The following is a 19918-nucleotide window of genomic DNA, read 5'->3' as shown; positions in this document are numbered from 1 at the left end:
CGCCCGCAGCGGCCGGCGCGTCCGCACCCCGCACCTCTTCCAGCACGCGTGATCCGCGCCGGTCCGAGGACGGACACCCCCGGCCCGGCCCCGACCCACCCACCGGCCGCAGGCACCGCACCCGCAGGCACCGCACCCGCAGGCGTCCCCGTCAGGCGAGGAGGCGGGGCAGGGTGTAGACCGCGGGAGCGGCGGCGGCCAGGGGCAGCGCCACGCCCGCCGTGAAGTGGACGAAGCGGGACGGGTAGTCGTAGGCGGCCACCCGGTGGCCGACCAGCGCACAGACCGCCGCGCCCGCCCCGAGCACCGCCCCCGTCGAACCGTCGACGGCGAACCCCGCCCCCGCCGCCGCCAGCAGCGCGACCACCACGGACACCGGCGTCGGCAACGGCAGCGCCCGCACCACCACCCCCGCCGCCACGGACACCGCACCCGCGGTCACCGCGGACGCGTCCGCCGCCAGGTACCCGCTCGCCGCGATCGCCAGCGCCGCCGCCACCACCGTGGCCGTCAGGCCGTACATCCGCTCGTCGGGATCCGCGTGCGACCGCAGCTGCAGCACCAGCGACAGCAGCACCCACACCCCCAGCGTCCCCAGGATCGCCGCCGGCGACCGGCCGGACGCCAGCAGCGCCACGTCCGCGGCCAGCGCGCCGAGGAACCCGAGCGCGATCCCCTGCCGCGCGGGCCACATCCCGTTCAGCCGGAACCAGCCCGCCGCCGTGAGCCCCTGGAGCACCACCAACGGCACCAGCAGCGCGTACGTCCCCAGCGCCGCCCCGCCGGCCAGCAACAGCCCCAGCAGCGCGGTGAGCACCGCCGGCTGCACCCCGGGCTCGATGATCGGCGACCGCCCCTCGGCCCGCGCCCGCTGCGCGTCGGTGACCCGCGTGTTCCCGCCCAGCGTGGCCGGCCCGTACTCGGGCTCAGCAGCCGCCGGCCCGGCCGGAGCCTCCGGAGTCACCGGCACCGCGGAAGCCGCAGGGGCCGCAGGAGCCGCCACCGGCGGCTGCATCTGCGTCTCCCACGTCTGCCCCTGCCACTGCTGTGTGTACTGCTGGTCCGCGTACGGCTCCCCGTACGCCTCCGGATACCCCTGCTGCCCGGACGGCCAGCCGCCCTGAGCCTGCGGATCCTGGTACGGGTCGTAGGCCCCGTACGGCTGGTTCGTCATCGCTCATCCTCCTGCGAACGGCGGAAGCACCTCGACCGTGCCACCGTCGGCCAGCCGTACCGTCTCATGCGCGCGCTTTCCCACGGGATCACCGTCGACGAGGAACGAGCACCGCAGCAGCACGCGCGCGAGTTCGCCGGAGTGCCGCCCGCGCACCGCGTCGAGCGCCTCGGCGAGCGTGCCCGCCTCGTACGCCTCCTCGGCCACCCCGGCCGCGGCCTTGGCTGCGGCCCAGTACCGCACCGTGACCTTTGCCATCTGCTGATTCCTCATGAGGTTGACGGTGAACACCGTCAGGCTAGCCCGCCCTGTCCACCACCCAGTCCCCGATCCGCCCCAGCAGCTCCTCCGGCGCCGCGTTCTCCGCGTGTCCCATGCCGTGCTCGACCCACAGTTCCCCGTGCTCCCCGGCGGCGGCCGCCAGCGTCCGCGGGTGGTCGAGCGGGAAGTAGCCGTCCTGGTCCCCGTGCACGATCAGCAGCGGCGTGGGCGCGATCCGCGGCACCGCCTCGACGGGCGAGACCGGCACCGGGTCCCACTGCCGGTGGTGGATCCGCGTCCGCAGCCCGTACCGCCCCACCAGCCGCCCGGACGGCCGGGTCACCAGCCAGTGCAGCCGCCGCATGGGCGCGGTCCCCCGGTAGAACCACCGCGCGGGCGCGCTCACCGAGACGACGGCGTCGACCCCGGCGCCCGCACCCCCCGTGCCGCCCGCACCCCCCGTACCGCCGGCACCCCCCGTACCGCCCGCACCCCCCGCGGCATGCCGCAGCACCACCGAGCCCCCCATGGAGAACCCGACGGTGGCCACCCGCGCGTACCCCAGCTCGCGCGCCCACCCCACCACCGCCGCGAGATCGAGCACCTCCCGGTCCCCCACGGTCGACCGCCCGCCCGACGCCCCGTGCCCCCGGAAGGAGAACGTCACGACGCCCCCGTACCGCGCGAGGACCCGCGCCACCCGCCGCACGTGCGGCCGGTCCGCGTCCCCGGTGAACCCGTGCGCGATCACGAAAACGAGATCAGCGGAAGGGGCGTCCCCCGGTTCGTATACGGAATCGATCGCCACCCCGTCCGCGGTGCGCAGGAACGTCCGCAAAGGCGCCCGGTCCCGCGTTACGTCAGCCGTCTCGGAATACGGACGAATGGTGGATCGCGCGGTGGATCGCGCCACATGACCTGCCCGACCGGTGCTCATGTCGGCTATTCTGCTGCGAAGAGGACTCGGGCAGTGAAGCCCCCGGGTCCTTTTGTGCTTTCGGGAGCGTTGTATACGAAGGCGGGAAACCGCCGGTGTACGGGCCGTCGAACGCACGCAGCAATGCCGTAAACGTCCTCGCAGGGACCGAGGAGGAACCAGACGTTATGGGCGAGCGAACCGTGCACGAGCGAACGACGACCGGGGCCGGTGGGGTGCGATGAGCTCTCTGCTGCTCCTGACCAACGCCCTCCAGCCGTCGACGGAGGTGCTCCCCGCCCTCGGTCTGCTGCTGCACAACGTGCGCGTGGCCCCCGCGGAGGGCCCCGCCCTCGTCGACACCCCCGGCGCCGACGTGATCCTGATCGACGGCCGCCGCGACCTCCCGCAGGTCCGCAGCCTGTGTCAGCTGCTGCGCTCCACCGGCCCCGGCTGCCCCCTCGTCCTGGTCGTGACCGAGGGCGGCCTGGCCGCCGTCACCGCGGACTGGGGCATCGACGACGTCCTCCTGGACACCGCGGGCCCGGCCGAGGTGGAGGCCCGCCTGCGCCTCGCCATGGGCCGCCAGCAGATCGTCAACGACGATTCCCCGATGGAGATCCGCAACGGCGATCTGTCGGTCGACGAGGCGACGTATTCCGCGAAACTCAAGGGCCGGGTCCTCGACCTGACCTTCAAGGAATTCGAACTGCTCAAATACCTCGCGCAGCACCCCGGCCGGGTCTTCACCCGCGCCCAGCTGCTGCAGGAGGTCTGGGGCTACGACTACTTCGGCGGCACCCGCACGGTCGACGTCCACGTACGGCGGCTGCGCGCCAAACTCGGTCCCGAGCACGAGTCGCTGATCGGCACCGTCCGCAACGTCGGCTACCGGTTCGTCACCCCCGAGAAGCCCGAGAAGCCGGCGCGCGCCGCGGAGGAGCCCCGGGCCGAGGAGAGGACGGACACCGCGGAAGCGGCCTCATCCAAGGTGTGATACGCCCTGCCCGTACCGGGTATATCCGCGTAGACTCCGCGCGTGGCCAAGGTAACCAGGGATGACGTGGCGCGGCTGGCGGGGACGTCCACCGCCGTCGTCAGCTATGTCATCAACAACGGACCCCGGCCGGTCGCCCCGGCCACGCGCGAGCGCGTCCTCGCCGCGATCAAGGAGCTGGGGTACCGGCCGGACCGGGTCGCCCAGGCGATGGCCTCGCGGCGCACGGACCTCATAGGCCTGATCATCCCGGACGCCCGTCAGCCGTTCTTCGGCGAGATGGCGCACGCGGTCGAGCAGGCCGCCTCCGAGCGCGGGAAGATGGTGCTCGTCGGCAACACCGACTACATCGCCGAGCGCGAGGTCCACTATCTGCGGGCCTTCCTCGGGATGCGGGTCTCCGGCCTGATCCTGGTCAGCCACGCGCTCAACGACCAGGCGGCCGCGGAGATCGAGGCGTGGGACGCCCGGGTCGTGCTGCTGCACGAGCGCCCGGAGGCGATCGACGACGTCGCCGTCGTCACCGACGACCTCGGCGGCGCCCAGCTCGCCGTGCGCCACCTGCTGGAACACGGCAACGCGTACGTGGCCTGCGTCGGCGGCACCGCGGAGACCCCCGCCGTCGGCGACCCGGTCTCCGACCACGTCGAGGGCTGGCGGCGCGCGATGGAGGAGGCCGGCATCCCCACCGAGGGCCGCCTCTTCGAGGCCCCGTACAACCGCTACGACGCCTACCGTGTCGGTCTGGACATCCTCTCCGGCCCGGACCGCCCGCCCGCGGTCTTCTGCTCCACCGACGACCAGGCGATCGGCATCCTGCGCGCCGCGCGGGAGCTGCGGATCGACGTGCCGGGCGAGCTGGCGGTCGCCGGGTTCGACGACATCAAGGAGGCCGCGCTCGCGGACCCGCCGCTGACCACGGTCGCCTCCGACCGTTCGGCGATGGCCCGCTCTGCGGTCGACCTCGTCCTGGACGACGGTGTGCGGGTGGCGGGCTCGCGCCGCGAGCGGCTGAAGGTGTACCCGTCCCGCCTGGTGGTCCGCCACTCCTGCGGCTGCGCGTAACCGGCTCCCGCGACCGGGCCCGCGCTCCTTATATCGGGCATACGAGGTTCTGCCGGGCTTCTCAGCACACACTCAGCCCGCTCTCATCGTCGGGCGCGAGGCTCGGAACCATGACCGAGAGCCTCCGCCCCAGCGGCGAGTACGGAAGCCCCGCCCCGGTGACCCCCGAGTGGCCGCCCCCGCCGGCGTACGCGCCGCCCCGGCAGCCCGCGCCGGAGTCCGCCCAGGGGTTCCCGCGGGAACCCGCACCGCAGCCCGCGCGCAGGAGGCGCGCCCGCGGCCCGGCGGCCCTGCTCGCCGCCGTGGCGATCGTCGCGGCGGCCGTGGGCGGCGGCACCGCCTACGGCATCCAGGAGCTGGCCGGCGGCGACACCGCGGCCGCCGGCTCGACCGGCACCCACGTCGTCCCGTCGAGCCAGAGGGGCACGGTGGCCGGCGTGGCCGAGGCGGTCGCCCCGAGCATCGTCGAGATCAGCGCCACCTCCAACGAGGGCTCCTCCACCGGCTCCGGCGTGATCATCACGTCCGACGGCGAGATCGTCACCAACAACCACGTCGTGTCCGGGGCCTCCTCGGTCACGGTGCGGACCAGCGACGGCACGACGTACCCGGCGGACGTCGTCGGCACCGACAGCAGCAAGGACCTCGCCCTGATCGAGCTGGAGGACGCCTCCGGCCTGCGGGCGGCCACCCTCGGCGACTCCGACGGCGTGCGGGTCGGCGACCAGGTCGTGGCGATCGGCTCCCCGGAGGGCCTGACCGGGACGGTGACCAGCGGCATCGTCTCGGCCCTCGACCGCGACGTGACGGTCTCCACGGACGAGAGCCAGGGGCAGCAGCAGCGGCAGCAGGGCGGCGGCTGGCCGTTCGAGTACGGCGGCCGGGAGTTCAACGGCGACACGGGCGGCTCCACGACGACGTACCAGGCGATCCAGACCGACGCCTCCCTGAACCCGGGCAACTCCGGCGGCGCGCTGATCGACATGAACGGCGACGTCATCGGCATCAACTCGGCGATCTACGCGGCGAGCGGCAGCGACTCGTCCTCCTCCGACGCGGGCAGCGTGGGCCTGGGCTTCGCCATCCCGGTGAACACCGTCAAGACGGACCTGTCGGCGCTGCGCTCCGGCTCGACGACCTGACCCGCCGCCCCGCGTACCGTGCAAGGCTGAAGGTCCGACCCCGTAGAGAGCCGTGAGGAACCCGAGCCCATGAGCCCCGCAGAAGGCGACCGTGACCCCCGGCGCATCCTGATCGTCGACGACGAGCCGGCGGTGCGCGAAGCGCTCCAGCGCAGCCTGGCCTTCGAGGGGTACGCCACCGAGGTCGCCGTCGACGGTGCGGACGCCCTGGAGAAGGCGGCGGCCTGCCGGCCCGACCTGCTCGTCCTGGACATCCAGATGCCCCGCATGGACGGCCTGACCGCCGCCCGCCGCATCCGCGCCACCGGCGACACCACGCCCATCCTGATGCTGACCGCCCGCGACACCGTCGGCGACCGGGTGACCGGCCTGGACGCGGGGGCGGACGACTACCTGGTCAAGCCGTTCGAGCTGGACGAGCTGTTCGCCCGGATCCGCGCGCTGCTGCGCCGCAGCTCGTACGCGGCGGCGGTGAACGCCTCCGCCGCGTCCGACGACGTGCTCGCCTTCGCCGACCTGCGCATGGACCTGGCGACCCGCGAGGTCACGCGCGGCGCCCGACGGGTGGAGCTGACCCGCACGGAGTTCACCCTCCTCGAGATGTTCATGGCCCACCCGCGCCAGGTGCTCACCCGCGAGCAGATCCTGAAGGCGGTCTGGGGCTTCGACTTCGAGCCCTCGTCCAACTCGCTCGACGTGTACGTCATGTACCTGCGCCGCAAGACCGAGGCGGGCGGCGAGCCGCGCCTGGTGCACACGGTGCGGGGGGTGGGGTACGTGCTGCGGCAGGGCGGCGCGGAGTGAGCGGGCTGGTCCGCCGCGTCCGCGCCCTGCCCCTCAGGGCCCGGCTGTCACTGCTGGTGGCGGCGGCGGTGGCGTTCGCGGTGGCGGTGGTGGCGGCGGCGTGCTGGTTCGTGGTGAAGAGCGTGCTGGTGAACTCGCTGGACGAGGCCCTGAAGGCGAACCGCATGAACGGGCAGCAGGTGAGCAAGTACCTCGACCTGCGCACCGGCCTGTGCGCCCACGACCCCGTCACCCACGAGGAGAACCCCTTCGGCTCGTCCGTACAGCTCGTGGACAGCGAGGGCGGGAGCTGCCTCATCATCGGCACGGAGGAGGTCCCGCTCACCGGCGCCGACCGCGCCGTCGCCGAGGGCGCGTCCACCGACGCGCTGCACGACGCGACGGGCTCCGACGGCGGGCGGTACCGGGTCTTCACCTACGCCGTGCCCGGCCTGCGGGACGTCGCCGTCTCCGCCGCGCGCCCGCTGAGCGAGGTGGACGACTCCCTCAACAACCTGGCGCTGGTCCTGGTCTTCGTCGCGGGCGCGGGGGTCGTGGGCGCCGCCGCCGCCGGACTCTGGGTGGCCCGGACCGCCCTGCGCCCCGTGGACGAACTGACCCGGGCGGTGGAGCACGTGGCCCGCACCGAGGACCTCGCCGTCCGCATCCCCGTCGACGACGCCGACGAGGACGAGATCGCCCGCCTCTCCCGCTCCTTCAACTCCATGACCTCGGCCCTCGCCAGCTCCCGCGACCTCCAGCAGCAGCTGATCGCGGACGCCGGCCACGAGCTGCGCACCCCGCTCACCTCGCTGCGCACCAACATCGAGCTCCTCACCCGCAGCGAGGAGACGGGCCGCCCGATCCCGGAGGCCGACCGCAAGGCCCTGCTCGCCTCCGTGAAGGCGCAGATGACGGAGCTGGCCGCGCTCATCGGCGACCTGCAGGAGCTGTCCCGTCCCGACACCGGCCAGCACGCGGACCGTGCCCAGATCGTCGCCTGGCAGGACGTCGTCGAGTCGGCCCTGCGCCGTGCCCGGCTGCGCGGCCCCGAACTGACCATCACGGCGGACGTCCACCCGTGGTACGTACGGGCGGAGCCGTCCGCGCTGGAGCGGGCGGTGGTCAACATCCTGGACAACGCGGTGAAGTTCAGCCCGGAGGGCGGCACGATCGACGTGCGCCTGGCCGACGGCGTCCTCACCGTCCGCGACCACGGCCCGGGCATCACCGCCGACGAACTCCCGTACGTCTTCGACCGGTTCTGGCGCTCCCCCGGCGCCCGCTCCCTGCCGGGCTCCGGCCTCGGCCTGTCCATCGTGGCCCGCACGGTGCAGCAGGCGGGCGGCGAGGTGTCCCTGACCCGGGCGGACGGCGGCGGCACCACGGCCACGGTCCGCCTGCCGGGCGCCCCGACCCCGCCGCCCGAGGTGCCCTAGCCGCGTTCGGCGGCAACCTTTCCGTGCCGGGCGGCGACCGATCGGCGTCCCCCTCCCCACACGGAACGGATCGCCGCATGAGCGAGCACCGCAGCACGGCCCGGCACCGCAGGTCCAGGAAGCTCCTGACCGTCGGCCTCCCCGTGGCCCTGGCCACCGCCGGGCTCCTGGTCCACGGCAGCGGCCTCCTCCCCCAGCAGGAGGCGTCCGCCGCGGCGGCGGCCGCCCCCGCCTGGGCCACCGCCACCGCCGACGGCTTCGCCTCCGTCGACGCGCTCGGCCAGGACGGCACGTACGGCGGCCGGGACGGCAGGACCGTCACCGTGCGGACGCAGGCGGACCTGGAGAAGTACGCCACGGCCGCCGAGCCGTACGTCATCGTCGTGGCCGGGACGATCACGATGAACCCGGTCGGCAAGGAGATCAAGGTCGCCTCCGACAAGACGATCGTGGGCTCCGGCACGTCCGGGCACATCGTCGGCGGGGGCTTCCTCCTCGGCCGGGGCGTGCACAACGTGATCATCCGCAACCTGACGATCCGGGACGCCTACCAGGGCGTCTGGAACGACAAGGAGCACGACTTCGACGCGATCCAGATGGACGGCGCCCACCACGTCTGGATCGACCACAACGACCTGCGGAACATGGCGGACGGCCTGATCGACGTCCGCAAGGACAGCACGTACGTGACGGTCTCCTGGAACAGGCTGAGCCGGAACAACAAGACCTTCGGCATCGGCTGGACCGAGAACGTCACCACGGACATCACGATCCACCACAACTGGTTCCGCGAGACCGAGCAGCGCAACCCCTCCACGGACAACGCCGCCCACGCGCACCTCTACAACAACTTCCTCGAGGACGTCGCGAACACGGGCATCACCTCCTCGTACGGCAACTACTCGCGCGGCGGCACCCGGATGGTCCTGGAGAACAGCTACTTCCAGGGCATGAGGAACCCGGTCGTCAAGGACGCGACGGCGACGGTCGTGCAGCGCGGCAACGTCTTCTCGGGCACGTCGGGACGGAACGAGAGCGGCGGTACGGCGTTCGACCCGAAGACGTACTACGCGTACACGCTGGACGAGGCGGCGGACGTGCCGTCGCTGCTGACGTCGGGCACGGGCCCGCGCACGGCCATCGGCACGACGGCGGCGGAGGTCTCCACGAGGGCCGCGAAGGCCGCGGCGGCCACCACGCTCACCGTCGCCAAGGACGGCACCGGCCAGTACAGGACGGTCCAGGCGGCGGTGAACGCCGTCCCCGCGAACAACGCCTCCCGCGTGGTGATCTCCATCAAGCCGGGCACGTACCGCGAGACGGTCAAGGTCCCGTCCAACAAGCCGCACGTCACCTTCCAGGGCACCGGCGGCAGCCGCAAGGACACGGTGATCGTCTACAACAACGCGGCCGGCACCCGGAAGCCGGACGGCTCGGGCACCTACGGCACCTCCGGCAGCGCCACGGTCGCCGTGGAGGCCGACGACTTCCAGGCCCGCAACCTGACGGTCTCCAACGACTTCGACGAGGGCGCCAACCAGTCCCTCTCCGGCCACCAGGCGGTCGCCCTGCGCACGGCGGCCGACAAGGTCTTCCTGGACGGCGTGATCGTCGAGGGCGACCAGGACACCCTCCTGCTCGACACGGCCGCCAAGGACAAGCCGGGCCGGGTCTACGTCACCAACTCCTACGTCGTCGGGAACGTCGACTTCATCTTCGGCCGGGCCACCGCGGTGATCGACCGCTCGGTCATCACCCTGAAGAAGCGCTGGGACGGCTCCTCCGCCGGCTACGTCACGGCCCCGAGCACGGCCGCGAACCGCAAGGGCATCCTCATCGCCAACTCGACGGTGGGCGGCGGCGTCTCCGACCGCACCTTCCACCTCGGCCGTCCCTGGCACGCCGGCGGCGACGCCTCCCTGGACCCGCAGACCACGGTCCGCAACACCAGCCTCAGCGCCGCGATCCGCACCACGCCCTGGACCGACATGAGCGGCTTCTCCTGGAGGGACGACCGCTTCGCCGAGTACAGGAACACCGGCGCGGGGTCCGGTTCGGCGAGCTCCGACCGCCCCCACCTGACCGACGCCCAGGCGGCCGACCAGGAGGTCGCCGACTGGCTGGCGGGCTGGACGCCCTCGGCCTCCTGACCCCCTCGTGTCCGGTCCCGCGTCCTCCTCGGCGTGGGGCCGGGCGTCTCAGTGGAAGCCGAGCATGCCGGGGGAGTCGATGTCGACCGTGAGGACACCGGGCGGGTAGTCGTCCTCCCTGCCGGTCAGGATGATCGGCATGCCCCCGGTCTCCATGTGCGGGGTGGCGATGTGGAGGGCGTGACAGGTGTCGGTGCCGCCCCGGCCCTCCCTGTGCATACCGCCACCCGAAAGAGGGGGTGTGACACGCTTCCGGGTATGTCGACACCACCGGACGGACTGCCCGTCTACCGCGTACTGACCGGTCCCGACGACCCCGCCTTCTGCCGCCGGGTGAGCGAGGCGCTGGAGCTGGGGTACAGGCTGCACGAAGGGCCTGCCGTCACCTTCGACGGTGAGCGGGTGATCGTCGCGCAGGCGGTCGTGTGGCCCGGGTAGGGGCACGGACGCGCGTCGGGGCCGGTACGGGGCGTGTTCACCGCCCCGTACCGGCCCCCGACGACGCCTACCGCACGATGGTGATGCGGTCCGCCTTCGGCGGGGCGATCGGGGTCGTGGGCGTCGAGTTGGCCGTCAGGTACCGCTCCAGGGCCGTCAGGTCGTCCTCGCCGACCAGGTCGTTCGTGCCCTGGCCCAGGGTCGGGAAGCCGTCGCCGCCGCCCGCGAGGAAGCTGTTCGTCGCGACGCGGTAGGTGGCGGAGGGGTCGATGGGCGAGCCGTCGAGCCGGATCGAGTCCGTGACCACGCGGTCCGCGCCGGTCTTCGTCAGGTCCAGGGTGTAGGTGAGCCCGCCCGAGACCTGGAGGATCTTCGGGGCCGCCTCGTTCGGGCCGCTGACCTGCTCCTTCAGGGCCTGGACGAGCTGCGCCCCGGTGAAGTCCTGGAGGTTGACCGTGTTGGCGAACGGCTGGACGGTGAAGGCCTCGGCGAAGGTCACCACGCCGTCGCCCTCCGCGCCGGAGGCCGCGTGGGTGAGGGACGCGCGGATGCCGCCGGGGTTCATCAGCGCCAGGTCGGTCTCCGCGTCCAGCGTCCTGCCGTACGCCAGCTGCGCGTCGGCGATCAGGTCGCCGAGCGGGGACTCCGTGCCGTCCTTGACGACGTCACCGGAGATGTAGCCGATCGGACGGTTGCCGATGGGGGCGGCGAGGGTGTTCCACTTGTCGATCAGGCGGGTCATGTCGGGCGCCTTGGGGACGTCCCGGCTCACCACGTGGTTCGCGGACTTCACGGCCGTACGGACGATGTCACCCGTCGCGCGGTCGTAGGTCAGCGTGGTGTCCGTGTAGAGGCGGCCGAAGGACGCGGCCGAGGTGACCGTGCGGGGCTTGCCCGCCGGGTCGGGGATGGTGCACACGTACGCGTTGTGGGTGTGGCCGGTGACCAGCGCGTCCACCTGCGGCGAGACGTTCTTCGCGATGTCCGCGATCGGGCCGGAGACGCCGTCGCCGGCGCCCGGGGAGTCGCAGTCGTAGTTGTAGGAGGACGAGGCCGGGAAGCCGCCCTCGTGGATCAGCGCCACGATCGACTTCACGCCCTGGCGCTGCAGCTCCTCGGCGTACTTGTTGATCGTCTCGACCTCGTCCTCGAAGGCGAGGCCCTTCACGCCCTCCGCCGAGACGATGTCCGGGGTGCCCTCCAGGGTCACGCCGATGAAGCCGACCTTGACGCCCTGCTTCTTCCACACCCAGTACGGCTCGAGGAGGGGCTTCTTCGTCCTCTCGTCCAGGACGTTCGCCGTCAGGTACGGGAAGTCGGCGCCCTTGAACCGCTTGTCGGCGTAGCAGCCCTCGGTGGGGTGGCAGCCGCCGTTCTGGAGCCGGGCCAGTTCCTTCGCGCCCTCGTCGAACTCGTGGTTGCCCACGCTCGTCACGTCGAGGTCGAGCTTGTTCAGCGCCTCGATGGTGGGCTCGTCGTGGAAGAGGCCCGACAGGAGCGGGGACGCGCCGACCATGTCGCCGCCGGCGGCGGTGACGGAGTAGCGGTTGCCCTTGCGCGCCTCGCGCAGGTGGGTGGCGAGGTACTCCACGCCACCCGCGTCGACGGTCTTCGTCGTGCCGTCGGGCTGGAGTTCGGTGACCCGGCCGGAGGAGCCGGACGGCGGCTCCAGGTTGCCGTGCAGGTCGTTGAAGGACAGCAGTTGCACGTCCTGGTAACGGCCGTGGCGGCCGTTCTCGCCCTTGTGGCCGTGGTCCTCGCCCGCGCTCGCCGCCCCGGGCAGGGCGGCGGCGGCCAGCGCGCCGGTGGTGAGCACACCGGCGGCGGTCGCGAGGAGACGGTGGGTACGGCGTCTGCGGCGTTGGTGGTGCGCCGGGGATGTGGCTGGCATGCGCCCCCCTGTGGGTCCGAGTGGGTACCGGCGCAGCCTAGAGTCAACGCGCGTAGCGCAACAGGGGCTCCAGGGTTACGGCCTGGTTTAACTTTCGCCGACACCGCCACGGCCCGTTCCGCGGCCGCCTCCCCTTAATCTCGTACGCATGACCAGCGACGACTTCGCACGGCCCGGCCGCCCCCGCTCGCTCCAGACGTACGCCGCGCTCGGCCCCGGGCAGACCGAGGCGGTGCTCGCCCTGCTCGCCGAGGCCGCCCGGGCCGACGGGCAGCAGGCGGTGTCCGAGCAGGGGCGGCTGCAGCTGCGCGGCGGGGAGCGCGAGGGGGTCTCGCACCTGTTGCTCTCCGTGGGCGACGAACTCGTCGGGTACGCCCAGCTGGAGGAGACCGATCCGGTGGAGCCGCCGGCCGCCGAGCTGGTCGTGCACCCCGCGCACCGGGGCTGCGGACACGGGCGGGCGCTCGGTTCGGCGCTGCTCGCCGCCTCCGGGAAGCGGCTGCGGGTGTGGGCGCACGGCGGCCACACCGCCGCCCGGCACCTCGCGCAGGTCCTCGGCCTGACGCTGTTCCGGGAGCTGCGGCAGATGCGGCGGCCGTTGACCGGGATGGACCTGCCCGACCCGGTGCTGCCGGAGGGCGTGGGCGTGCGCACCTTCGTGCCCGGCCGGGACGACGCCGCCTGGCTCGCGCTGAACGCCGCCGCCTTCGCCCACCACCCCGAGCAGGGCTCCCTCACCCAGCGCGACCTCGACGACCGCAAGGCCGAGGCGTGGTTCGACCCCGAGGGCTTCTTCCTGGCGGAGCGGGACGGCCGGCTCGTCGGCTTCCACTGGACCAAGGTGCACGCGGCGGAGCGCCTCGGAGAGGTGTACGTCCTCGGGGTGAGCCCCGACGCCCAGGGCGGCGGCCTCGGCAAGTCCCTCACCACGATCGGGCTGCGGCACCTGGCGGCCGCGGGACTGCCGACGGCCATGCTCTACGTCGACGCCGACAACGAGGCGGCGGTCTCCGTCTACGAGCGGCTGGGCTTCGTCACGCACGAGACGGACCTGATGTACCGGACGGAGACCTGAGCCCGCGAGGAGCGGGGCGGCGCCCCGGCTCCGCCGCGCACACCACGCCCACCACCGCCGCCGCGCACAGCAGCACCGCCCGGCGGCCGTGGGCCGCCGCTCCCGTCGCGCCGTCCGGGGCCGTGGACGGCGCCCGGCTCCCGGGGACCGGCGGCGGCCGCCGGGACCGACCCGCCGAGCAGCGACGCGGCGACCGCCCGACCCGGCCGGGCGCCGTCCCCGCGGCGGGCCGCGAGGGCCGCCCCGGCCGGGGCGAGGACCGTCGCCGCCTCCAGGCCGATCCCGGCGGCCGGCGGGCGTAGACGCCTCCCGCACGACGCCGTCGACGATCCCCGCGCCGGCGCACCGGCTCGCGCATCCGGGCGGCCGGCCGCGGCGCGCGGCGACTCCCCGTCGCTCCTCGTTCCGCTGTCGCCCTCTCATCTGCCGGGCCCGGCCGATCGGTTCACAGAAGGCACGGCGACACCGCTTGACTTTCCGACCACCCTTGCACCACCCTTTCACTACTCAATTAGTGAAAGGGTGGTTGTCGAGTGATCGACTACCGCATCGACCGGCACAGCGGCGTGGCCACCTACGTCCAGATCGTGCAGCAGACCAAACAGGCCCTGCGCCTCGGCCTGCTGGCACCCGGCGACAAGCTGCCCACGGCCCGTGAAGTAGTCGAAGCCACCGCCGTCAACCCCAACACCGTGCTGAAGGCCTACCGGGAACTGGAACGCGAAGGGCTGGTGGAGGCCCGGCGCGGCCTCGGCACCTTCGTACGGCGCTCGCTGGGCGCCGCCCCCGCCGACTCCCCGCTCCGTGCGGAGCTGGAGGACTGGGCGTCCCGGGCCCGCGGGTCCGGACTGGAGCGGGAGGACGTGGCCGCGCTCTTCACCGCCGTGCTCGAAACCCACTACCCGGTACGGACGCCGGACCCCGCACATCCGAAGACCCCTCAGGGAGACCCGTCATGACCGTTCCGGCCATCGAGGCGGACGCGCTCGGCAAGCGCTTCGGCCGGCGCGCGGCGTGGGCGCTGCGCGACTGTTCCTTCCGGCTGCCGGCCGGCCGCGTCTGCGCCGTCGTCGGCCCCAACGGCGCGGGCAAGTCCACACTGCTCGCGATCACCGCCGGGCTGCTCGCCCCCACCGAGGGCACGGTCACCGTCCTCGGCGCCGGCCCGGCGACGGCCCGCCCCCGGGTCGGCTTCGTCGACCAGGACAAGCCGCTGTACCCGCAGCTCACCGTCGCCGAGACGCTGCGCATGGGCGCCGACCTGAACCCGGGCCGCTGGGACGCCGACACCGCCGACCGGGTCGTCGCCGGCGGCGGCCTGGACCCGGGCAAGCGGATCCGCGCGCTCTCCGGCGGCCAGCGCACCCGCGTGGCCCTCGCGCTCGCCCTCGCCAAGCGGCCCGAACTGCTGCTCCTCGACGAGCCGATGGCCGACCTCGACCCGCTGGCCCGGCACGAGCTGATGGGCGTCCTGATGGGGCAGGCCGCCGCGCACGGGACGACGATCGTGATGTCCTCGCACGTCGTCGCCGAGCTGGAGGACTCCTGCGACCACCTGCTGCTGATCGGCGGCGGCCGGGTCCGCCTCGCCGGCGAGATCGACGACCTGCTGGCCGCCCACACCCGCGTCTCCGCCCCGGCGACGACGGACCTGGCCCCGCACGACGTCGTGGAGTCCCGCACCACCGGCCGCCGGCTCAGCGCGCTGATCCGCCCGTCCGGCCCGCTGCCCGGCGACTGGCGCACCGGCGCGCCGTCCCTGGAGGAGCTCGTCCTGTCCTACCTGCGCAACCCCGAGGCCCCCGCCCCGGCCGACCCCATGAAGGCTGCCGCATGACCGCCGCCCTGACCGCCCCGGCCACCACCGACCGCCCCGCACCCGCGCCCCGGCAACTGCGCTGGCTGCTGCGGCTGCACCGCCCGGCCCTCCTCACCGGCGCGGCGGTCGTGCTGCTGCTCGGCGCGGCCCTGCTGTGGCTCGGCGGCCCGCTCACCGACGCCTCGGCGGCGGCCTGGAAGCAGTACAACGCCTGCGGCTCCACCCCGACATGCAGCTACGACCAGGACTCGATCCTGCTCCACAAGGACGTCTACACCTATACGAACTTCGCCGTGCTCGCCGTGCCGTTCCTGGTCGCCGCCTGGGCCGGCGGCTCGCTGACCGGCCGCGAGATGGAGTCCGGCACGGCCCGCCTCGCCTGGACCCAGAGCGTCTCCCCGGCCCGCTGGCTGGCCTCCCGGCTCGCCCTCCCGGCCGTGCTGAGCACCGCCGCGACCGGCCTGCTGGCCTGGCTGCACCGCCTGGCCTGGACGGCGGCCGACGGCCGCGTCGGCACCACCAATTCGTGGGACCACTTCCCCACGTTCTACGCCAACGGCACCGTCCCGGTGGCCCTGGCCCTCGCCGGGCTGGCCGCGGGCGTCCTCGCGGGGCTGCTGCTGCGCCGCGCCCTGGGCGCGCTCGCCGCGGCCACCGTCGCGCTCGGGGCGCTGTGGGCGGCCGTCCACACCGCCCTGCCGCACCTGTGGCCCACGGCCACCGAGACCAGCGGCCTGCGGGACGGCCCCACCGGGCTGGGCATCATGGTCGGCCAAGGCGTGGTGACCGCCGACGGCGACCGGCTGGACCTCCCCTGCTACACCAGCATGATGCCCGGGTGCGAGTCGACACTGTCCGACATGGGCGCCGTCGGCTTCTACCGCGACGTCCACCCCGCCGCCCACTACTGGCCGCTCCAGCTGGTCGCCTCCGGCGCCCTGCTCGCCGTCGCCGCGCTGCTGGCCTACGCGGCCTTCCGGCTGCTGCGCCGCCGCACGGCCTGACGCCCGTGTCCGTACGCCCCTCCCGGCGGGGAGGGGCGTACGGCTCCCCGCGCCGGGACCCGCACCCCCGCGGGCCGCCGCCCGATATCCGGGACGTCATGTCGCCGTAACCGTCGATTCAGACAGGCTTGCGACGCTCGGCCAATGCATCCCGCCGTGCCAGAGCCCGCACCGCCCCGAAGGGTGAACGGGGGGAACGGGAACGCCCCAGGGCCACCACCGCTCCCACCCGCGCGTTCCGACGCGCCCGTGACGCCGACGGCGCGGAACAATGGGGCCATGAGCCAGCCCAACGCCCAGGCACAGCACCCCCAGCCCTCCGTGGGCTCCATAGCCGCCCACCGCCCGCACACCGTGGCCGGAGTGGTCTCCGACCTGGAACCCGACATCGACGCGGACCTCGACGGTTACGAGGAGTCGGTGGCGGACGGCGCCACCCCGCTCCCCCAGGGCCGCTTCCTCGACCGGGAGCGCAGCTGGCTCGCGTTCAACGAACGCGTCCTCGAACTCGCCGAGGACCCCGCCACGCCCCTGCTGGAGCGCGCCAACTTCCTGGCGATCTTCGCCAGCAACCTGGACGAGTTCTTCATGGTCCGCGTGGCCGGCCTCAAGCGCCGCATCGCCACCGGGGTCGCCACCCGCTCCGCCTCCGGCCTCCAGCCCCGCGAGGTGCTGGAGATGATCTGGGCCCGCTCCCGCGAGCTGATGGCCCGGCACGCCGCCTGCTACCACGAGGACGTCGCCCCCGCGCTCGCGGAGGAGGGCATCCACCTGGTCCGCTGGAACGAGCTGGCGGAGAAGGAGCAGGCCCGCCTGTTCACCCTCTTCCGGCACCAGGTCTTCCCGGTCCTCACCCCGCTCGCGGTCGACCCCGCGCACCCCTTCCCGTACATCTCGGGCCTGTCGCTGAACCTGGCCGTGGTCGTGCGCAACCCGGTCACCGGGCACAAGCACTTCGCCCGGGTGAAGGTGCCGCCGCTGCTCTCCCGCTTCCTGGAGAGCTCCCCCGGCCGCTACGTCCCCCTCGAGGACGTCATCGCCGCGCACCTGGAGGAGCTGTTCCCGGGCATGGAGGTGCTGGAGCACCACGCCTTCCGGCTCACCCGCAACGAGGACCTGGAGGTCGAGGAGGACGACGCGGAGAACCTGCTCCAGGCGCTGGAGAAGGAGCTCATGCGGCGCCGCTTCGGGCCGCCGGTGCGCCTGGAGGTCGAGGAGTCCATCGACCGCGAGGTGCTGGACCTGCTGGTGCGGGAGCTGAAGATCGGCGAGGCGGAGGTGTACCCGCTGCCGGGCCCGCTCGACCTCACCGGCCTGTTCCGCATCCACGGCCTGGACCGGCCCGAGCTGAAGTACCCGAAGTTCATCGCCGGCACCCACCGCGACCTGGCGGAGGTCGAGACGGCCTCGCAGCCCGACGTCTTCGCCGCCCTGCGCAGCCGGGACGTGCTGCTGCACCACCCGTACGACTCGTTCTCCACGTCGGTGCAGGCGTTCCTGCAGCAGGCGGCCGAGGACCCCGACGTGCTGGCCATCAAGCAGACGCTGTACCGCACCTCGGGCGACTCCCCCATAGTCGACGCGCTCATCGACGCCGCCGAGGCCGGCAAGCAGGTGCTGGTCCTGGTCGAGATCAAGGCCCGCTTCGACGAGCACGCGAACATCAAGTGGGCGCGCAAGCTGGAGGAGGCCGGCTGCCACGTCGTGTACGGCCTGGTCGGCCTGAAGACCCACTGCAAGCTGTCCCTGGTGGTCCGTCAGGAGGGCGAGACGCTACGGCGCTACAGCCACGTCGGCACCGGCAACTACCACCCGAAGACGGCCCGCCTCTACGAGGACCTCGGGCTGCTCACCGCGGACCCGCAGGTCGGCGCGGACCTCTCCGACCTGTTCAACCGGCTCTCCGGCTACTCCCGCCGCGAGACCTACCGGCGCCTCCTCGTCGCCCCCAAGTCCCTGCGGGACGGCCTGGTCTCCCGCATCGACAAGGAGGCCCAGCACCACCGCGCCGGGCGCCCCGCCTACGTCCGCATCAAGGTCAACTCGATGGTCGACGAGGCCGTCATCGACGCCTGCTACCGGGCGTCGCAGGCGGGCGTCCCGGTCGACATCTGGGTGCGCGGCATCTGCGCGATCCGGCCGGGCGTGGCGGGCCTGTCGGAGAACGTGCGGGTGCGGTCCGTCCTCGGCCGCTTCCTCGAGCACTCCCGGGTGTTCGCCTTCGGCAACGGCGGCGAGCCCGAGGTGTGGATCGGCAGCGCGGACATGATGCACCGCAACCTCGACCGCCGGATAGAGGCGCTGGTACGGGTCACCGACCCCGCTCACCGGGCGGCCCTGAACCGGCTGCTGGAGACCGGCATGTCGGACGCCACCCAGTCCTGGCACCTCGCCGCGGACGGCGAGTGGACCCGGCACGCCACGGACGCGGACGGCCAGCCCCTGCGCAACGTCCAGGAGATGCTCATAGACGCCCGGAGGCGCCGGCGTGGCACAGCGACACCTTGACCCGACGGCCGGCCCCGTACCGGCGGACGCCCTGGCCCGTTACCTGCGGGACCGGGCGACCGAGTTCCTCCGGGCGCTGCGCCTGCACCGGGAGGCCGGCGCGGGCGCGGCCGCGCCGGAGGACTCCGTCGAGGCGGCCCGCGCCCTGCGCCGCGCGGCCCGCCGCGTCAGCGCCGGCCTGCACACCTTCCAGCCGGTCCTGGACCCCGAGTGGGCGGAGGCGATGCGCCCCGAACTGGCCTGGATCTCCGCCACCCTGGCCCTGGAGGACGCCTGCGCGTCCCGCCTGGACCGCCTCCTGCTGGCCCTGCACCGCCTGTCGGGGGCACCGCCCCTGTCGGCTCTGCCGCACCCCGCGCGCACGCAGCCCGCGGGCAGTCGTGCCGCCGGGGCGATGGGGGTCCCCCCGCTCGAGCGAGGCCGGGAGCGGGGGAGGGCGGGCGCCGGGGGCACCGCCCCCGGGGGAGGCGCCCCGTCGGCGCCGGGCGGCGCGACCCCGCCCCGTGCCCCGGCCGCCCTGGCCGCCGAAGCGGCGAGCACCGGCCCCGGTGCCCACGGCGGCAGGGGCGCGGCCGCCACCGGTGTCCTCCCCGACTCCGTCGACAGGACCGTCGTCCCCGCCCCGGACCGGGGAAACCTGACCGTCGGCGCCGCCAAGGCCGGCGCGCTGCTGGACCGCCGGCTGACCCTGGCACGAACCCGCGCGCACTCCACCGCCCTCCAGGCCCTCGGCTCCTCCCGCTTCCACGCGATCGCCGACAAGGTGGCCGTACTCGCCAGCGAGGTCCCGCTGTCCCCGGCGGCGGCCCGCACCGATCTGCGCCCGCTGGCCGACGCCGCGCGCGAGCGGCTCACCGACGCCGTCGCCGCGCTGCCCCTGCTCACCGCGGGCAGCCCCTACAACGCCGAGGCGCTGGTCCACGGGCTCTCCCCGGACCCCGCCCCGCACCCGCAGGACGCCCCCTGGCACCAGGTCCGGCTCCTCCTGCGCCTGCACCGCTACGCCCTGGAGGTCCTGCACGGCGGCCCGGACCCGGGCCTCCGCGCCGCCGGCGAGGCGCTGGACCGGCACCGCGACGCCTCCGAGGCCGCGGCCGACGCCGCGCAGGCGGCCCGCACCCCGCGGATCGCCCCGGCCACGGCGTACGCGCTGGGCGTGCTCCACGCCGACCAGCGGCATGAGGTGGAGGCGGCGCGGTACGCGTTCCAGCGGGCCTGGCGGAAGGAAGCCGTCGGCTCGTCGTAGGGAGGCACAG

18 protein-coding genes are annotated in these 19918 nt (G+C 73.7%); 13 read left to right on the top strand and 5 right to left on the bottom strand.

What is annotated here, in order from left to right:
* Positions 1-151: 151 nt before the first annotated feature.
* From ABTY20_RS20190 to ABTY20_RS20180, 3 genes are read right to left on the bottom strand one after another with little or no spacing between them, the layout of a single operon-like run.
* The gene (locus tag ABTY20_RS20190) at positions 152-1174 is read right to left on the bottom strand and encodes a hypothetical protein (protein ID WP_351998381.1); all 1023 of its coding nucleotides are present in this window, start codon (positions 1172-1174) and stop codon (positions 152-154) included.
* A gap of 3 nt (positions 1175-1177) precedes the next feature.
* Positions 1178-1432 carry a MoaD/ThiS family protein gene (locus ABTY20_RS20185; RefSeq protein ID WP_351998380.1) on the bottom strand — a complete coding sequence of 85 codons (255 nt, stop codon included), beginning with the start codon at positions 1430-1432 and terminating at the stop codon, positions 1178-1180.
* A 40-nt stretch (positions 1433-1472) separates the two neighbouring features.
* The gene (locus ABTY20_RS20180) at positions 1473-2372 is read right to left on the bottom strand and encodes an alpha/beta hydrolase (RefSeq protein ID WP_351998379.1); all 900 of its coding nucleotides are present in this window, start codon (positions 2370-2372) and stop codon (positions 1473-1475) included.
* A gap of 220 nt (positions 2373-2592) precedes the next feature.
* Here ABTY20_RS20180 and ABTY20_RS20175 point away from each other — a divergent pair, with 220 nt between their 5' ends.
* The 6 genes from ABTY20_RS20175 to ABTY20_RS20150 all read left to right on the top strand — a co-directional run bounded on the left by ABTY20_RS20175 (position 2593) and on the right by ABTY20_RS20150 (position 9927).
* Positions 2593-3348: a response regulator transcription factor gene (locus tag ABTY20_RS20175; protein ID WP_351998378.1), complete on the top strand. Its 756-nt coding sequence runs from the start codon at positions 2593-2595 to the stop codon at positions 3346-3348.
* Between the two features lie 42 nt (positions 3349-3390).
* Positions 3391-4413, top strand: a complete 1023-nt coding sequence (locus ABTY20_RS20170) for a LacI family DNA-binding transcriptional regulator (protein WP_351998377.1) — start codon at positions 3391-3393, stop codon at positions 4411-4413.
* A gap of 110 nt (positions 4414-4523) precedes the next feature.
* Positions 4524-5555 carry a S1C family serine protease gene (locus ABTY20_RS20165; RefSeq protein ID WP_351998376.1) on the top strand — a complete coding sequence of 344 codons (1032 nt, stop codon included), beginning with the start codon at positions 4524-4526 and terminating at the stop codon, positions 5553-5555.
* A gap of 69 nt (positions 5556-5624) precedes the next feature.
* Complete coding sequence (locus ABTY20_RS20160; protein ID WP_351998375.1) at positions 5625-6359, top strand: response regulator transcription factor; 735 nt, start codon at positions 5625-5627, stop codon at positions 6357-6359.
* Entirely contained in the window at positions 6356-7777 is a 1422-nt protein-coding gene (locus ABTY20_RS20155) for a sensor histidine kinase (RefSeq protein WP_351998374.1), read from the top strand. Before ABTY20_RS20160 ends, ABTY20_RS20155 begins: the two co-directional genes overlap by 4 nt.
* A 77-nt stretch (positions 7778-7854) precedes the next feature.
* Entirely contained in the window at positions 7855-9927 is a 2073-nt protein-coding gene (locus ABTY20_RS20150) for a pectinesterase family protein (RefSeq protein WP_351998373.1), read from the top strand.
* A gap of 48 nt (positions 9928-9975) precedes the next feature.
* Here the strand turns inward: ABTY20_RS20150 and ABTY20_RS20145 are convergent, their stop codons facing one another.
* Positions 9976-10146 (bottom strand): hypothetical protein, encoded by a 171-nt coding sequence (locus ABTY20_RS20145; RefSeq protein WP_351998372.1) that lies wholly within the window; start codon positions 10144-10146, stop codon positions 9976-9978.
* A gap of 39 nt (positions 10147-10185) precedes the next feature.
* On the opposite strand from ABTY20_RS20145, the gene ABTY20_RS20140 reads away from it, so the two are divergent.
* The gene (locus ABTY20_RS20140) at positions 10186-10365 is read left to right on the top strand and encodes a DUF1737 domain-containing protein (protein ID WP_351998371.1); all 180 of its coding nucleotides are present in this window, start codon (positions 10186-10188) and stop codon (positions 10363-10365) included.
* 67 nt (positions 10366-10432) lie between these two features.
* Here the strand turns inward: ABTY20_RS20140 and ABTY20_RS20135 are convergent, their stop codons facing one another.
* Positions 10433-12256: a bifunctional metallophosphatase/5'-nucleotidase gene (locus ABTY20_RS20135; protein ID WP_351998370.1), complete on the bottom strand. Its 1824-nt coding sequence runs from the start codon at positions 12254-12256 to the stop codon at positions 10433-10435.
* Positions 12257-12404: 148 nt separating this feature from the next.
* On the opposite strand from ABTY20_RS20135, the gene mshD reads away from it, so the two are divergent.
* The 6 genes from mshD to ABTY20_RS20105 all read left to right on the top strand — a co-directional run bounded on the left by mshD (position 12405) and on the right by ABTY20_RS20105 (position 19908).
* Entirely contained in the window at positions 12405-13331 is a 927-nt protein-coding gene (gene mshD / locus ABTY20_RS20130; RefSeq protein WP_351998369.1) for a mycothiol synthase, read from the top strand.
* 533 nt (positions 13332-13864) lie between these two features.
* A complete protein-coding gene (locus ABTY20_RS20125; RefSeq protein ID WP_351998368.1) occupies positions 13865-14290 on the top strand; it encodes a GntR family transcriptional regulator in 426 nt (141 codons plus the stop codon).
* Entirely contained in the window at positions 14287-15168 is an 882-nt protein-coding gene (locus ABTY20_RS20120) for an ABC transporter ATP-binding protein (RefSeq protein ID WP_351998367.1), read from the top strand. Before ABTY20_RS20125 ends, ABTY20_RS20120 begins: the two co-directional genes overlap by 4 nt.
* Entirely contained in the window at positions 15165-16154 is a 990-nt protein-coding gene (locus ABTY20_RS20115; RefSeq protein ID WP_351998366.1) for an ABC-2 membrane transporter-related protein, read from the top strand. The genes ABTY20_RS20120 and ABTY20_RS20115 overlap by 4 nt, the downstream gene beginning before the upstream one ends.
* Before the next feature lie 144 nt (positions 16155-16298).
* The gene (locus tag ABTY20_RS20110; RefSeq protein ID WP_351998365.1) at positions 16299-18662 is read left to right on the top strand and encodes an RNA degradosome polyphosphate kinase; all 2364 of its coding nucleotides are present in this window, start codon (positions 16299-16301) and stop codon (positions 18660-18662) included.
* Positions 18643-19908 carry a CHAD domain-containing protein gene (locus ABTY20_RS20105; RefSeq protein ID WP_351998364.1) on the top strand — a complete coding sequence of 422 codons (1266 nt, stop codon included), beginning with the start codon at positions 18643-18645 and terminating at the stop codon, positions 19906-19908. The genes ABTY20_RS20110 and ABTY20_RS20105 overlap by 20 nt, the downstream gene beginning before the upstream one ends.
* The last annotated feature ends 10 nt before the right edge of the window (positions 19909-19918 follow it).

Origin of the sequence: Streptomyces sp. NPDC126497 (assembly GCF_040302425.1) — a bacterium.
GTDB lineage: Bacteria > Actinomycetota > Actinomycetes > Streptomycetales > Streptomycetaceae > Streptomyces.
This window is presented reverse-complemented; position numbering and strand designations above follow the sequence as displayed.

Coding starts and splice junctions, on each gene's coding strand:
- ABTY20_RS20145 (WP_351998372.1), bottom strand. CDS start 10,146: ATGCACAGGGAGGGCCGGGGCGGCACCGACACCTGTCACGCCCTCCAC.
- ABTY20_RS20185 (WP_351998380.1), bottom strand. CDS start 1,432: ATGGCAAAGGTCACGGTGCGGTACTGGGCCGCAGCCAAGGCCGCGGCC.
- ABTY20_RS20175 (WP_351998378.1), top strand. CDS start 2,593: ATGAGCTCTCTGCTGCTCCTGACCAACGCCCTCCAGCCGTCGACGGAG.
- ABTY20_RS20165 (WP_351998376.1), top strand. CDS start 4,524: ATGACCGAGAGCCTCCGCCCCAGCGGCGAGTACGGAAGCCCCGCCCCG.
- ABTY20_RS20120 (WP_351998367.1), top strand. CDS start 14,287: ATGACCGTTCCGGCCATCGAGGCGGACGCGCTCGGCAAGCGCTTCGGC.
- ABTY20_RS20160 (WP_351998375.1), top strand. CDS start 5,625: ATGAGCCCCGCAGAAGGCGACCGTGACCCCCGGCGCATCCTGATCGTC.
- ABTY20_RS20190 (WP_351998381.1), bottom strand. CDS start 1,174: ATGACGAACCAGCCGTACGGGGCCTACGACCCGTACCAGGATCCGCAG.
- ABTY20_RS20115 (WP_351998366.1), top strand. CDS start 15,165: ATGACCGCCGCCCTGACCGCCCCGGCCACCACCGACCGCCCCGCACCC.
- ABTY20_RS20140 (WP_351998371.1), top strand. CDS start 10,186: ATGTCGACACCACCGGACGGACTGCCCGTCTACCGCGTACTGACCGGT.
- ABTY20_RS20110 (WP_351998365.1), top strand. CDS start 16,299: ATGCATCCCGCCGTGCCAGAGCCCGCACCGCCCCGAAGGGTGAACGGG.
- ABTY20_RS20180 (WP_351998379.1), bottom strand. CDS start 2,372: ATGAGCACCGGTCGGGCAGGTCATGTGGCGCGATCCACCGCGCGATCC.
- mshD (WP_351998369.1), top strand. CDS start 12,405: ATGACCAGCGACGACTTCGCACGGCCCGGCCGCCCCCGCTCGCTCCAG.
- ABTY20_RS20135 (WP_351998370.1), bottom strand. CDS start 12,256: ATGCCAGCCACATCCCCGGCGCACCACCAACGCCGCAGACGCCGTACC.
- ABTY20_RS20150 (WP_351998373.1), top strand. CDS start 7,855: ATGAGCGAGCACCGCAGCACGGCCCGGCACCGCAGGTCCAGGAAGCTC.